The organism is Streptomyces regalis, assembly GCF_001509475.1.
Classification (GTDB): domain Bacteria; phylum Actinomycetota; class Actinomycetes; order Streptomycetales; family Streptomycetaceae; genus Streptomyces; species Streptomyces regalis.
The window spans coordinates 42,636-56,898 of the sequence record NZ_LLZG01000402.1 but is presented as its reverse complement, the minus strand read 5'-3'; the positions used below and the strand labels follow the sequence as shown (position 1 = coordinate 56,898).

The following is a 14,263-nucleotide window of genomic DNA, read 5'->3' as shown; positions in this document are numbered from 1 at the left end:
AGGTAGCGGACGTTGGCGGGGCGCGAAATCAATGGGCGGGCGATGCCGCTGAGCTGGGAGCACTGACTCAGCCGGCAGCGGCCGGGGAACGGTAAACGCTCCAATAACCCGGCACCGGGCTTCGCGTCCCCCGGACCGGTCCCACCCGCGCCACAGCACGTCCAGGCCCCGCCGACGCCCGAGACCACGGGTCACGTACCGCTGCCGCCCGGCGGCCCCGTCGCCATGCCGAGCACGCCGCCCGCCACGGCGGCACCCGACCCGACGGCCACGACTCTCGCGGTGCTGCTCATCGGGCCGGCGGGAGCAGGCAAGACGAGCGTGGCCAAGTACTGGGCAGATCACCGCCGGGTCCCCACGGCCCACATCAGCCTCGATGACGTACGCGAATGGGTCCGCTCGGGCTTCGCCGACCCCCAGTCCGGTTGGAACGACAATTCCGAGGCCCAGTACCGCCTCGCCCGCCGCACTTGCGGCTTCGCCGCGCGCAACTTCCTGGCCAACGGCATCTCGTGCATCCTCGACGACGCGGTCTTCCCCGACCGCCCGGTGGTGGGCCTGGGAGGCTGGAAGCGCCATGTCGGCCCGGGGCTGCTGCCGGTGGTTCTGTTGCCGGGCCTGGAGATCGTCCTGGAGCGCAACGCCGAGCGCATGGGCAACCGCCGCCTCACCGACGAGGAGGTCGCCCGCATCCACGGCCGCATGGCGGGCTGGTACGGCTCGGGCCTGCCGATCATCGACAACTCCCAGCTCGACGTCCCACAGACGGCCCAGGTCCTGGACGACGTACTGGCCCGCTCCATCGCCAGCCCCCCGAACTGGTAGCCGACGCGACTGGACTGACCTGAGGGGCGCGGGGCTGTATCGACATGCGGCTCCGCCGCGTGGGCGCGATCGGCCCCCACGCACCTGCAGACGGCACACAACCTCGCGTGGCACCCCGTCTCCCGAACGGCACCTCCCACACCCGCACAATCCAGCGACCGCCCACTCAGACGCCCTCAACCGGCGCCAACCGAGCGGAGCTCTTACGCTCGGGGCATGTCAGAGGTGTACGCCACCCGCCGATCCCGGCTGAGGGACCGCTGCCAGGCCAGCGGCAGCGCCACCGCGCTGATTTCCCGCCCCGCCAACGTCCGCTACCTTGCGGGCGCCGCCCCGCATGGCTCCGTGCTGCTCCTCGGCAAGACCGAAGACCTGCTCGTGTGCGCCGAACCGCTCGACGACCGCCCCACCGAGGGCCGCCCTGATGAGGCACTGCGGATCCACAGCCTCTCCGGCGCCGGAGGCGACCCCGCCGTCGCCGCGGCCGACCTCGCGGCAGCGCAGGGCGGGGTCTGCCTCGCCGTGGAGGAACACCACCTCACCGTGGCCCGCCACAGGGCCATCCGCTCGGTCGTCCCGCGACTACGCCTCGCCGACCTCGGCGGAGCCGTGGAGCAGCTCCGGGTGGTCAAGGACGAGGAGGAGATCTCGTGCCTGAGGATCGGGGCCGAGATCGCCGACCAGGCACTCGGGGAGCTCCTCGAATCCATCCTCGTCGGCCGCACCGAACGCCATCTCGCCCTGGAACTCGAACGGCGCCTGGTCGATCACGGCGCCGACGGCCCCGCCTTCCCGACCTCCGTCGCCACCGGCCCGAACGCCGGCCGACGAGCCCATCGGCCCACCGACCGCCGCGTCGAGGAGGGTGACTTCCTCTCCGTCTGCCTGGGGGCCACGTACCGCGGCTACCGGTGCGAGATCGGCCGTACATTCGTCATCGGTACGTCTCCCGCCGACTGGCAGATCGAGTTGTACGACCTCGTCTTCGCCGCCCAGCGAGCCGGACGGGAGTCGCTGGCGCCCGGCGCCGCGTACCGCGATGTCGACCGCGCCGCACGTCAGGTGCTGGACTCGGCGGGGTACGCTCAGGGCCTTCCGGCCCTCATGGGGCACGGCGTGGGACTCGAAATCGACGAGGACCCGCAGTTGGCTCCCGCAGCCATGGGTAAACTGGACGCTTGCGTGCCGGTCACCGTCGAACCGGGGGTCCACCTCCCGGGCCGGGGCGGCGTCCGGATCGATGACACGCTCGTCGTCCGCCCTGAGGCGGACGGCGGACCCGAGCTACTCACCATCACGACCAAGGAGCTGCTCGCGCTGTAGGAGTGCGTGCGCCGGGGTCGTCCACGTCAGTCCAGGAGATTCCGCAACCGTGGCTTCCACGAACGACCTCAAGAACGGCATGGTGCTCAAGCTCGATGGCGGCCAGCTGTGGTCCGTCGTCGAGTTCCAGCACGTCAAGCCCGGCAAGGGCCCGGCCTTCGTGCGCACCAAGCTCAAGAACGTGCTCTCCGGGAAGGTCGTCGACAAGACCTTCAACGCCGGCGTGAAGGTCGAGACGGCCACCGTCGACAAGCGCGACATGCAGTTCTCCTACATGGACGGCGAGTACTTCGTCTTCATGGACATGGAGACCTACGACCAGCTCATGGTCGACCGCAAGGCCGTCGGCGACGCCGCCAACTTCCTGATCGAGGGCTTCACCGCCACCGTCGCGCAGCACGAGGGCGAGGTGCTCTTCGTCGAGCTGCCGGCCGCCGTCGAGCTCGTCATCCAGGAGACCGAGCCGGGCGTCCAGGGCGACCGCTCCACCGGCGGCACCAAGCCCGCCACGCTGGAGACCGGCCACCAGATCCAGGTCCCGCTCTTCATCACCACCGGTGAGAAGATCAAGGTCGACACCCGCACAAGCGACTACCTCGGCCGGGTGAACAGCTAACCGTGGCTGCCCGCAACACGGCCCGCAAGCGCGCCTTCCAGATCCTCTTCGAGGGCGACCAGCGCGGGGCCGACGTCCTGACAGTCCTCGCGGACTGGATCCGGCTCTCCCGGGCCGACACCCGGCAGCCGCCGGTGAGTGAGTACACGATGCAGCTGGTCGAGGGGTATGCGCAGCACGCGACGCGCATCGACGAGCTGATCGCGCAGTACTCGGTCGGCTGGACGCTCGACCGGATGCCGGTCGTGGACCGCAACATCCTGCGCCTCGGTGCGTACGAGCTGATCTGGGTCGACGAGACCCCGGACGCGGTCGTACTCGACGAGATGGTGCAGCTGGCGAAGGAGTTCTCCACGGACGAGTCGCCCTCGTTCGTGAACGGGCTCCTCGGCCGGCTCAAGGACCTCAAGCCCTCACTGCGCCGGGACGAGGCGTAAGCAGGGAAATCGCCGGAGGGCCCGCAGCGGTGACGCTGCGGGCCCTCCGGCGTTCCTGTACGACTACGCCCCACGAGGCCCTCAGAACGCCGCCGGGGTGGCCGGAACCGTACAGTTCCAGCCACCCCGGCGGCACGTTTCTGCTGAATGGGCCGAACCCGTGGAGCGCTCAGCTCTCCTCGGCGTGGGAGACCGCGCGGCGCGCGTCCGCGTCCAGCACACCCCAGCTGATCAGCTGCTCGGTGAGAACCGAGGGGGACTGGTCGTAAATGACGGCGAGCGTGCGCAGGTCGTCCTGGCGGATCGAGAGCACCTTGCCGTTGTAGTCACCGCGCTGCGACTGGATGGTCGCCGCATAGCGCTGCAGGGGACCTGCCTTCTCGGCCGGCACGTGGGCCAGACGCTCCAGGTCCAGGACCAGCTTCGGCGGCGGCTCGGCGGCACCGCCCGGGGTCGTGCCCGGCAGCAGCTCCTGCACCGGAACGCCGTAGAAATCCGCCAGCTCCGCGAGGCGCTGCACGGTCACGGCGCGGTCGCCGCGCTCATACGAGCCGACCACGACGGCCTTCCAGCGTCCCTGGGACTTTTCCTCGACACCGTGGAGGGAAAGGCCCTGCTGGGTGCGGATGGCCCGGAGCTTGGCCCCGAGCTGTTTGGCGTATTCGCTGGACATATAGCTCCCCGGACACTGTGTCGACGCGACTGGCTTGGCTTCCATGCCGCGCGGTTGGTAACTCACTGTGAGGTTACGCAGCGTTACTCTGGCGCGTCAAGCCGAATGGTCCACACCGACGCTTCCGTGCTATCGGTGGCCGATTGGGCCAAGTGGGTGAACGGGGGTGCCTCCCCGGCCTGCTACGGTGGATGGCGCAAACCAGACGTCCTTTAAGGTCCGTCCCGTGAGGCGGAGAAGGAGGTCCTTTTCGTATGGACAAGCAGCAGGACACGCAAGCGTCCGATGCGCGGCCCGTCCTCGAAGGCCCTGACATCGCGCGGGTGTTGACCCGCATCGCACACGAGATCGTCGAGCGCGCCAAGGGCGCCGACGATGTGGTGCTCCTCGGCATTCCGACCCGCGGCGTCTTCCTCGCCCAGCGGCTCGCCGCCAAGCTCGAGCAGATCACCGAGCGCAAGATCCCGGTCGGCTCGCTCGACATCACCATGTACCGCGACGACCTGCGCATGCACCCGCCGCGTGCGCTGGCCCGCACCGAGATCCCCGGTGACGGCATCGACGGCCGCCTCGTCGTCCTCGTCGACGACGTCCTGTTCTCCGGCCGCACCATCCGCGCCGCCCTCGACGCCCTGAACGACATCGGCCGGCCGCGCGCGGTCCAGCTCGCGGTCCTCGTCGACCGCGGCCACCGCGAACTGCCCATCCGCGCCGACTACGTCGGCAAGAACCTCCCCACGTCGCTGCGGGAGACGGTCAAGGTCCAGCTCGCCGAGGAGGACGGTCGCGACACCGTGCTGCTCGGCGACAAGCAGACCTCCCAGTAGCGCCCACGGCGTACGCCGCTGTCGTACGCCCGCTCAGCGCGCCTACGCGCGCACCCGTCTGCCCCGAATTCTCCTGAATTAACTGCCTTACGGAGCCTGACAGATGCAGCGTCATCTCATCTCGGCCGCCGACCTCACCCGCGACGACGCCGTCCTGATCCTCGACACCGCCGAGGAGATGGCCCGGGTCGCCGACCGGCCGATCAAGAAACTGCCGACCCTGCGCGGCCGCACCGTCGTCAACCTCTTCTTCGAGGACTCCACGCGCACGCGTATCTCCTTCGAGGCCGCCGAGAAGCGCCTCTCGGCGGACGTCATCAACTTCACCGCCAAGGGCTCCAGCGTGTCCAAGGGCGAGTCCCTGAAGGACACCGCCCAGACCCTGGAGGCGATGGGCGTGGACGCCGTCGTCATCCGGCACGGAGCCTCCGGAGCCCCGTACCGCCTGGCCAACTCCGGCTGGATCGACGCCGCCGTGATCAACGCCGGCGACGGCACCCACCAGCACCCCACCCAGGCCCTGTTGGACGCCTTCACCATGCGCCGCCGCCTGGTCGGCCGGGACGCCGGGCTCGGCCAGGACCTCGCGGGCAAGCGCATCACGATCGTCGGCGACGTCCTGCACAGCCGGGTCGCCCGCTCCAACGTCGACCTGCTGCACACCCTCGGCGCCGAGGTCACCCTCGTCGCCCCGCCGACCCTGGTGCCGGTCGGCGTCGAGACCTGGCCCTGCGAGGTGTCGTACGACCTTGACAGCACGCTGGCGAAGACCGACGCGGTGATGATGCTGCGCGTGCAGCGCGAGCGCATGAACGCCGCGTTCTTCCCGACTGAGCGCGAGTACTCGCGGCGCTACGGGCTCGACGGCGACCGCATGGCGCGGATGCCCGAGCACGCCATCGTGATGCACCCCGGCCCGATGGTCCGCGGCATGGAGATCACCGCCGAGGTCGCCGACTCCGAGCGCTGCACCGTCGTCGAGCAGGTCGCAAACGGAGTGTCCATCCGGATGGCCGTTCTGTACCTGCTGCTCGGTGGAAACGAGCCCGCCGTCAGCCACACCCGTACCGAGGAGAAGTAAGAGACATGAGCAAGATCCTGATCCGTGGTGCGAAGGTGCTCGGCGGCGAGCCGCAGGACGTTCTGATCAACGGTGCTGTGATCGAAACGGTCGGCACCGGGCTCTCCGAAGAGGGCGCCGAGGTCGTCGAGGCCGCCGGCAAGGTGCTCCTCCCGGGCCTCGTCGACCTGCACACCCATCTGCGCGAGCCGGGCCGCGAGGACTCCGAGACCGTGCTGACCGGCACGCGCGCGGCGGCCTCCGGCGGCTACACGGCCGTCTTCGCCATGGCCAACACCTTCCCCGTCGCCGACACCGCCGGTGTGGTCGAGCAGGTCTACCGGCTCGGCCAGGAGCACGGTTACTGCGATGTGCAGCCGATCGGCGCCGTGACCGTCGGCCTGGAGGGCAAGAAGCTCGCCGAGCTGGGCGCCATGCACGAGTCGGCGGCCGGCGTCACGGTCTTCTCCGACGACGGCAAGTGCGTCCACGACGCCGTGATCATGCGACGGGCGCTGGAGTACGTGAAGGCCTTCGGCGGTGTCGTGGCCCAGCACGCGCAGGAGCCGCGGCTGACCGAGGGCGCCGAGATGAACGAGGGCGTCGTCTCCGCCGAGCTGGGGCTCGGGGGCTGGCCGGCGGTGGCCGAAGAATCGATCATCGCCCGGGATGTCCTGCTCGCCGAGCACGTCGGCTCCCGCGTCCACATCTGCCACCTGTCGACCGCCGGGTCCGTCGAGATCGTGCGCTGGGCCAAGTCCCGGGGCATCGACGTCACCGCCGAGGTCACCCCGCACCACCTCCTCCTCACCGACGAGCTGGTCCGCACGTACAACCCGGTCTACAAGGTGAACCCGCCGCTGCGCACCGAGCGTGACGTGCTCGCCCTGCGCGAGGCGCTCGCCGACGGCACGATCGACATCGTGGCCACCGACCACGCCCCGCACCCGCACGAGGACAAGGACTGCGAGTGGGCCGCGGCCGCCATGGGGATGGTCGGCCTGGAGACCGCGTTGTCAGTGGTGCAGGAGACCATGGTGGACACCGGGCTCCTCACCTGGGCCGGGGTCGCCGAGCGCATGTCCTTCAAGCCCGCGCAGATCGGGCAGGCGAAGGGGCACGGCCGTCCCGTCTCGGCTGGTGAGCCCGCCAACCTCACGCTCGTCGACACGGAATACCGTGGGTCCGTGGACCCCGCGGGCTTCGCCTCGCGCAGCCGCAACACTCCGTACGAGGGGCGTGAGCTGCCGGGCCGTGTCACGCACACGTGGCTCCGGGGCAAGGCCACGCTCGTCGACGGGAACCTCACGTGACACCTGCAACACTGCTCGCAGCCGGAACCGGGCTCGCGGCCGACCAGAAGTCGGCCGAAGTGACCGACTGGGCCGCCCGCGTCGGCTGGGTCGTCGGACTCGCCCTCTTCGTCGCGCTCGTCTACTGGCTGATGCGCGAGGGCTGGAAGTGGCGCGGCACGCTCCAGGGCGACCTGCCCGAGCTCCCCAGCGCGCCGGACGACCCCGGCCCGGCGAGACTGAGCATGAGCGGCCGCTACCACGGCTCGACCACCGCCGGTCAGTGGCTGGACCGCATCGTGGCGCACGGCCTGGGCACCCGCAGCCGGGTCGAGCTCACGCTGACGGACGCGGGACTGGACGTCGTACGCCCCGGGGCGGCCGACTTCTTCGTCCCGGCCGCACAGCTGCGTGAGGCCCGGCTCGACAAGGGCATTGCCGGCAAGGTCCTGACCGAGGGCGGACTGCTCGTGGTGACCTGGGCGCACGGCGAACGGCTGATCGACTCGGGGTTCCGCTCCGACCACGCGGCGGAGCACAACGAGTGGGTCGACGTCATTAACTCCATGATCAACACCAACAGCACGGAAGGCGCCGAACGATGACGACCTCCACAAGGGGAGCTGCCAAGGTTCCCGCCGTACTCGTCCTCGAGGACGGCCGTACCTTCCGCGGCCGCGCCTACGGGGCCGTGGGGGTGACCTTCGGCGAGGCCGTGTTCTCCACCGGCATGACCGGCTACCAGGAGACCCTCACCGACCCGTCGTACCACCGCCAGGTCGTCGTGATGACCGCCCCGCACGTCGGCAACACCGGCGTCAACGACGAGGACCCCGAGTCCCAGCAGATTTGGGTGGCCGGTTACGTCGTGCGCGACCCCGCGCGCGTGCCGTCCAACTGGCGCGCCAAGCGCTCGCTGGACGAGGAACTGCGCCACCAGGGCGTCGTCGGGATCTCCGGCATCGACACGCGCGCGCTCACCCGCCATCTGCGCGAGCGCGGCGCCATGCGCGTCGGCATCTTCTCCGGCAACGCGCTGCCCGACGCGGGCACCATGCTCGCCGAGGTCCGCCAGGCCCCCGAGATGAAGGGCGCCGACCTCTCCGCCGAGGTCGCCACCAAGGAGCCCTACGTCGTCCCGGCGATCGGCGCGAAGAAGTTCACCGTCGCCGCCGTCGACCTCGGCATCAAGGGCATGACCCCGCACCGCATGGCCGAGCGCGGCATCGAGGTGCACGTGCTGCCCGCCACGGCGACCGCCGAGGACGTGTACGCCGTGAACCCGGATGGCGTGTTCTTCTCCAACGGCCCGGGCGACCCGGCCACCGCCGACCACCCGGTCTCCGTCATGCAGGCCGTGCTGGAGCGCGGCACGCCGCTCTTCGGCATCTGCTTCGGCAATCAGATCCTGGGACGGGCGCTGGGCTTCGGCACCTACAAGCTGAAGTACGGCCACCGCGGCATCAACCAGCCGGTGCAGGACCGTACGACCGGCAAGGTCGAGGTCACCGCGCACAACCACGGCTTCGCCGTGGACGCCCCGACCGACAAGGTCTCCGACACCCCCTACGGCCGCGCCGAGGTCTCCCACGTCTGCCTCAACGACAACGTGGTGGAGGGGCTCCAGCTCCTCGACCGGCCGGCCTTCAGCGTCCAGTACCACCCCGAAGCGGCAGCGGGTCCGCACGACGCCGCCTACCTGTTCGACCGTTTCGTATCCCTGATGGAGGGCCAGCGTGCCTAAGCGCACCGATATCCAGTCCGTCCTGGTCATCGGCTCCGGCCCGATCGTCATCGGCCAGGCCGCCGAGTTCGACTACTCCGGCACCCAGGCGTGCCGCATCCTGCGCGCCGAGGGCCTGCGGGTCATCCTCGTCAACTCCAACCCGGCGACGATCATGACCGACCCGGAGATCGCCGACGCCACCTACGTCGAGCCGATCACCCCGGAGTTCGTCGAGAAGATCATCGCCAAGGAGCGCCCGGACGCGCTCCTGCCGACCCTGGGCGGCCAGACGGCCCTCAACACGGCCATCTCGCTGCACGAGGCGGGCACCCTCGAGAAGTACGGCGTCGAGCTGATCGGCGCCAACGTCGAGGCCATCAACAAGGGCGAGGACCGCGACCTCTTCAAGGAGGTCGTCGAGGCCGTCCGCGGCAAGATCGGCCACGGCGAGTCCGCCCGCTCGGTCATCTGCCACTCCATGGACGACGTCCTCCAGGGCGTCGAGACGCTCGGCGGCTACCCGGTCGTCGTCCGCCCCTCCTTCACCATGGGCGGCGCCGGCTCCGGCTTCGCGCACGACGAGGAGGAGCTGCGTCGCATCGCCGGCCAGGGCCTGACCCTGTCTCCCACCACCGAGGTGCTCCTGGAGGAGTCCATCCTCGGCTGGAAGGAGTACGAGCTGGAGCTGATGCGCGACAAGCACGACAACGTCGTGGTCGTCTGCTCCATCGAGAACTTCGACCCCATGGGCGTGCACACCGGCGACTCGATCACCGTCGCGCCCGCGATGACGCTCACCGACCGCGAGTACCAGACCCTGCGCGACATCGGCATCGCGGTCATCCGCGAGGTGGGCGTCGACACCGGCGGCTGCAACATCCAGTTCGCGGTGAACCCCGAGGACGGTCGCGTGATCGTCATCGAGATGAACCCGCGCGTGTCGCGTTCCTCGGCGCTCGCCTCCAAGGCGACCGGCTTCCCGATCGCCAAGATCGCCGCCAAGCTGGCCGTCGGCTACACCCTCGACGAGATCCCGAACGACATCACGCAGGAGACCCCGGCCTCCTTCGAGCCGACGCTCGACTACGTGGTCGTGAAGGCGCCGCGCTTCGCCTTCGAGAAGTTCCCGAGCGCCGATTCCACACTCACGACGACCATGAAGTCGGTCGGCGAGGCCATGGCCATCGGCCGCAACTTCACCGAGGCCTTCCAGAAGGCGCTGCGCTCGCTGGAGAAGAAGGGCAGCCAGTTCACGTTCGTCGGCGAGCCCGGCGACAAGACCGAGCTGCTGCGCGAGGCCGTGCGGCCCACCGACGGCCGGATCAACGCCGTCATGCAGGCCATCCGCGCGGGCGCCACGCCCGAGGAGGTCTTCGAGTACACGAAGATCGACCCCTGGTTCGTCGACCAGCTCTTCCTCATCAAGGAAATCGCCGACGAGCTCGCCGAGGCGGCCGAGCTGACCCCCGACCTGCTCGCCGAGGCCAAACGGCACGGCTTCTCCGACCAGCAGATCGGCGAGATCCGCGGGCTGCGCGAGGACGTCGTGCGCGAGGTGCGGCACGCGCTGGGCATCCGCCCGGTCTACAAGACGGTCGACACCTGCGCCGCCGAGTTCGCCGCCAGGACGCCGTACTTCTACTCGTCCTACGACGAGGAGACGGAGGTGGCTTCTCGTGAGAAGCCGGCCGTCATCATCCTGGGCTCCGGCCCCAACCGCATCGGCCAGGGCATCGAGTTCGACTACTCCTGCGTGCACGCCTCCTTCGCGCTGAGCGACGCCGGGTACGAGACCGTGATGGTCAACTGCAACCCGGAGACCGTCTCCACGGACTACGACACCTCCGACCGCCTGTACTTCGAGCCGCTGACGCTCGAGGACGTGCTGGAGATCGTCCACGCGGAGCAGCAGGCCGGCCCGGTCGCGGGGGTCGTCGTGCAGCTCGGTGGCCAGACCCCGCTGGGCCTGGCGCAGGCGCTGAAGGACAACGGCGTGCCGATCGTCGGCACCTCCCCGGAGGCCATCCACGCCGCCGAGGACCGCGGCGCCTTCGGTCGCGTCCTTGCCGAGGCGGGCCTGCCGGCCCCCAAGCACGGCACCGCCACGACCTTCGCCGGGGCCAAGGCCATCGCCGACGAGATCGGCTACCCGGTCCTGGTGCGGCCGTCGTACGTGCTCGGCGGGCGCGGCATGGAGATCGTGTACGACGAGGCCCGGCTGGAGTCGTACATCGCCGAGTCGACCGAGATCAGCCCCTCGCGGCCGGTGCTCGTCGACCGGTTCCTGGACGACGCCATCGAGATCGACGTCGACGCGCTCTACGACGGCGAGGAGCTCTACCTCGGCGGCGTCATGGAGCACATCGAGGAGGCCGGCATCCACTCCGGCGACTCGGCGTGCGCACTCCCGCCGATCACGCTGGGCGGCTTCGACATCAAGCGCCTGCGCGCCTCGACCGAGGCCATCGCCAAGGGCGTCGGCGTGCGCGGCCTCATCAACATCCAGTTCGCGATGGCGGGCGACATCCTGTACGTCCTGGAGGCCAACCCGCGCGCGTCCCGCACCGTCCCCTTCACCTCGAAGGCGACCGCGGTGCCGCTGGCGAAGGCCGCCGCCCGCATCTCGCTGGGCGCGACCATCGCCGAACTGCGCGCCGAGGGGCTCCTCCCGGCGAAGGGCGACGGTGGCGAGCTGCCGCTCGACGCGCCGATCTCCGTCAAGGAGGCCGTCATGCCGTGGTCGCGCTTCCGCGACATCCATGGGCGCGGCGTCGACACGGTCCTCGGCCCGGAGATGCGCTCCACCGGCGAGGTCATGGGCATCGACTCCGTCTTCGGCACGGCGTACGCCAAGTCGCAGGCGGGTGCCTACGGTCCGCTGCCGACCAAGGGCCGCGCCTTCATCTCGGTCGCCAACCGCGACAAGCGCTCGATGATCTTCCCGGCGCGTGAACTCGTCGCCCACGGCTTCGAGTTGCTCGCCACGTCCGGCACGGCCGAGGTCCTCAAGCGCAACGGCATCAACGCCACGGTCGTGCGCAAGCAGTCCGAGGGAACCGGCCCGAACGGTGAGAAGACCATCGTCCAGCTCATCCACGACGGCCAGGTCGACCTCATCGTCAACACCCCGTACGGCACCGGCGGCCGCCTCGACGGCTACGACATCCGTACGGCGGCCGTGGCGCGGTCGGTGCCCTGCCTGACGACGGTTCAGGCACTCGCCGCCGCCGTCCAGGGCATCGACGCCCTCAACCACGGTGATGTGGGCGTCCGTTCGCTCCAGGAACACGCGGAACACCTGACCGCGGCCCGCGACTAGCAGCCCTGAGGGGGACACCGGAAACGGTGTCCCCCTCTTCATGAGGACACCGTCTTCATGAGGACCCTGAGGACTCCTGAGATGTACAAGCTTTTCTTCCGTCTGGTTTTCAAACGGATGGACCCGGAGCAGGCCCACTACCTGGCCTTCCGCTGGATCCGACTCGCCGTCAGGATCCCGGTGCTGCGTACCTTCGTCGCGGCCGCGCTCGCGCCCCGCTACAAGGAACTGCGGACCGAGGCCTTCGGGCTGCGCATGCACGGCCCCTTCGGGCTCGCCGCCGGCTTCGACAAGAACGCCGTCGCCGTCGACGGGATGTCGATGCTGGGCTTCGACCACGTCGAGATCGGCACGGTGACGGGGGAGGCGCAGCCGGGCAACCCCAAGCAGCGGCTGTTCCGGCTCGTGAAGGACCGGGCACTGATCAACCGCATGGGCTTCAACAACGAGGGTTCGCTGGCCGTCGCCGCCCGTCTGGCCTCGCGCAGGCCCGTCTTCAAGACCGTCGTGGGTGTCAACATCGGCAAGACCAAGGTCGTCCCGGAGGCGGAGGCCGTCGGCGACTACGTGAAGTCGACGGAGCGGCTGGCACCGTACGCCGACTACCTGGTGGTCAATGTCTCCTCGCCGAACACGCCCGGCCTGCGCAACCTGCAGGCCACCGAGGCGCTGCGCCCGCTTCTGACCGCCGTCCGCGAGGCCGCCGACCGTACGGTCGCGAGCCGCCGCGTCCCGCTCCTGGTGAAGATCGCGCCCGACCTCGCCGACGAGGACGTCGACGCGGTCGCCGACCTGGCCGTCGAGCTGGGTCTGGACGGGATCATCGCCACGAACACCACCATCGCGCGCGAGGGGCTCGGTCTGAAATCCGAATCCTCGCTGGTGAAGGAGACCGGCGGTCTCTCCGGAGCGCCCCTGAAGACGCGCTCCCTGGAGGTGCTGCGGCGCCTGTACGCGCGCGTGGGCGACCGGATCACCCTCGTGGGCGTCGGCGGCATCGAGAACGCCGAGGACGCCTGGCAGCGGATCCTGGCGGGTGCCACGCTGGTCCAGGGATACAGCGCCTTCATCTACGAGGGTCCGTTCTGGGGCCGCGCCATCCACAAGGGCCTCGCAGCGCGCCTGCGCACCAGCCCGTACGCCACCCTCGCCGACGCGGTCGGCGCCGACGTCAGGAAGGCAAGGGAAGCCGCATGACCGCTCTGGAACCCTTCGGTGCACGCCTGCGCCGCGCGATGGACGAGCGTGGCCCGCTGTGCGTCGGTATCGACCCGCACGCGTCCCTGCTCGCCGAGTGGGGCCTGGACGACGACGTGGCCGGCCTGGAGCGGTTCAGCCGCACGGTCGTCGAGGCGATGGCCGACCGGGTCGCCGTGCTCAAGCCGCAGAGCGCGTTCTTCGAGCGCTTCGGGTCCCGCGGCGTCGCGGTGCTGGAGAAGTCGGTGGAGGAGGCGCGGGCGGCCGGTGCGCTGGTCGTCATGGACGCCAAGCGCGGCGACATCGGCTCGACCATGGCCGCGTACGCCGAGGCCTTCCTCCGGCCGGACTCTCCGCTGTTCTCGGACGCGCTGACGGTCTCGCCGTATCTCGGCTACGGGTCGCTGTCGCCGGCGATCGCGCTGGCGCGCGAGAACGGCACCGGCCTGTTCGTGCTCGCGCTGACCTCGAACCCGGAGGGCGGCGAGGTCCAGCACGCGATCCGCGCGGACGGCCGTACCATCGGCGCGACGATGCTGGCGCACCTGACCGTCGAGAACTCGGGGGAGGGGCCCCTGGGCTCCTTCGGAGCCGTCGTCGGAGCCACGCTCGGTGACCTGTCGACGTACGACCTCGACATCAACGGCCCGCTCCTCGCGCCCGGCATCGGGGCGCAGGGAGCCAAGCCGGCCGATCTTCCCCGGGTCTTCGGTGCGGCGGTGCGCAATGTCGTCCCGAACGTCAGCCGGGGTGTGCTGCGGCACGGGCCCGACGTCGTCGCGCTGCGTGACGCGGCGTCACGCTTCGCTGACGAGATCCGGGCGGCTGTGTCGGTCGACTGACCGTCGTCAAGGGCGTTCGAGTTGCCGCGGGAGTCCTCCGATGAGTGGCTCGCGTGCGACTTGAGTCTGAATACATCCTCAAATCCGGGGCATTATGTCTTAAATGTCCGGCCTGGCGGAGGCTGA

At 69.9% G+C, this 14,263-nt stretch carries 12 protein-coding genes and 1 pseudogene; 12 read left to right on the top strand and 1 reads right to left on the bottom strand.

Translation table 11 applies throughout. The features are described 5' to 3' along the window. Window positions 1-108: 108 nt before the first annotated feature. The 4 genes and pseudogenes from ADL12_RS43890 to nusB all read left to right on the top strand — a co-directional run. Window positions 109-825, top strand: a pseudogene (locus ADL12_RS43890) (AAA family ATPase); the annotation flags it as partial. A 216-nt stretch (window positions 826-1,041) separates the two neighbouring features. Next, window positions 1,042-2,148, top strand: a complete 1,107-nt coding sequence (locus ADL12_RS43885) for an aminopeptidase P family protein (RefSeq protein WP_062714022.1) — start codon at window positions 1,042-1,044, stop codon at window positions 2,146-2,148. 49 nt (window positions 2,149-2,197) lie between these two features. Beyond that, the gene (gene efp, locus ADL12_RS43880; RefSeq protein ID WP_055522452.1) at window positions 2,198-2,764 is read left to right on the top strand and encodes an elongation factor P; all 567 of its coding nucleotides are present in this window, start codon (window positions 2,198-2,200) and stop codon (window positions 2,762-2,764) included. Window positions 2,765-2,766: 2 nt separating this feature from the next. Next, entirely contained in the window at window positions 2,767-3,201 is a 435-nt protein-coding gene (gene nusB, locus ADL12_RS43875; protein ID WP_062714020.1) for a transcription antitermination factor NusB, read from the top strand. Between the two features lie 169 nt (window positions 3,202-3,370). Here the strand turns inward: nusB and bldD are convergent, their stop codons facing one another. Further along, complete coding sequence (bldD, locus tag ADL12_RS43870; RefSeq protein ID WP_004002691.1) at window positions 3,371-3,874, bottom strand: transcriptional regulator BldD; 504 nt, start codon at window positions 3,872-3,874, stop codon at window positions 3,371-3,373. A gap of 254 nt (window positions 3,875-4,128) precedes the next feature. Between bldD and pyrR the strand changes: the two genes are divergently transcribed. The 8 genes from pyrR to pyrF all read left to right on the top strand — a co-directional run bounded on the left by pyrR (window position 4,129) and on the right by pyrF (window position 14,137). Then, on the top strand, window positions 4,129-4,701 hold the full coding sequence (pyrR, locus tag ADL12_RS43865) for a bifunctional pyr operon transcriptional regulator/uracil phosphoribosyltransferase PyrR (protein ID WP_062714018.1): 573 nt from the start codon (window positions 4,129-4,131) through the stop codon (window positions 4,699-4,701). Window positions 4,702-4,804: 103 nt separating this feature from the next. After that, on the top strand, window positions 4,805-5,782 hold the full coding sequence (locus ADL12_RS43860) for an aspartate carbamoyltransferase catalytic subunit (RefSeq protein WP_062714016.1): 978 nt from the start codon (window positions 4,805-4,807) through the stop codon (window positions 5,780-5,782). A 5-nt stretch (window positions 5,783-5,787) separates the two neighbouring features. Beyond that, a complete protein-coding gene (locus tag ADL12_RS43855; protein WP_062714015.1) occupies window positions 5,788-7,074 on the top strand; it encodes a dihydroorotase in 1,287 nt (428 codons plus the stop codon). Next, window positions 7,071-7,658, top strand: a complete 588-nt coding sequence (locus ADL12_RS43850) for a PH-like domain-containing protein (RefSeq protein ID WP_208614745.1) — start codon at window positions 7,071-7,073, stop codon at window positions 7,656-7,658. Before ADL12_RS43855 ends, ADL12_RS43850 begins: the two co-directional genes overlap by 4 nt. Further along, complete coding sequence (gene carA / locus ADL12_RS43845; protein WP_062714013.1) at window positions 7,655-8,797, top strand: glutamine-hydrolyzing carbamoyl-phosphate synthase small subunit; 1,143 nt, start codon at window positions 7,655-7,657, stop codon at window positions 8,795-8,797. Before ADL12_RS43850 ends, carA begins: the two co-directional genes overlap by 4 nt. After that, complete coding sequence (gene carB, locus ADL12_RS43840; RefSeq protein ID WP_062714011.1) at window positions 8,790-12,098, top strand: carbamoyl-phosphate synthase large subunit; 3,309 nt, start codon at window positions 8,790-8,792, stop codon at window positions 12,096-12,098. Before carA ends, carB begins: the two co-directional genes overlap by 8 nt. Window positions 12,099-12,179: 81 nt before the next feature. Continuing rightward, entirely contained in the window at window positions 12,180-13,295 is a 1,116-nt protein-coding gene (locus tag ADL12_RS43835) for a quinone-dependent dihydroorotate dehydrogenase (protein WP_062714010.1), read from the top strand. Continuing rightward, window positions 13,292-14,137, top strand: coding sequence for an orotidine-5'-phosphate decarboxylase (gene pyrF, locus ADL12_RS43830; RefSeq protein ID WP_062714008.1), 846 nt, complete (start codon window positions 13,292-13,294; stop codon window positions 14,135-14,137). The genes ADL12_RS43835 and pyrF overlap by 4 nt, the downstream gene beginning before the upstream one ends. Window positions 14,138-14,263 lie beyond the last annotated feature (126 nt).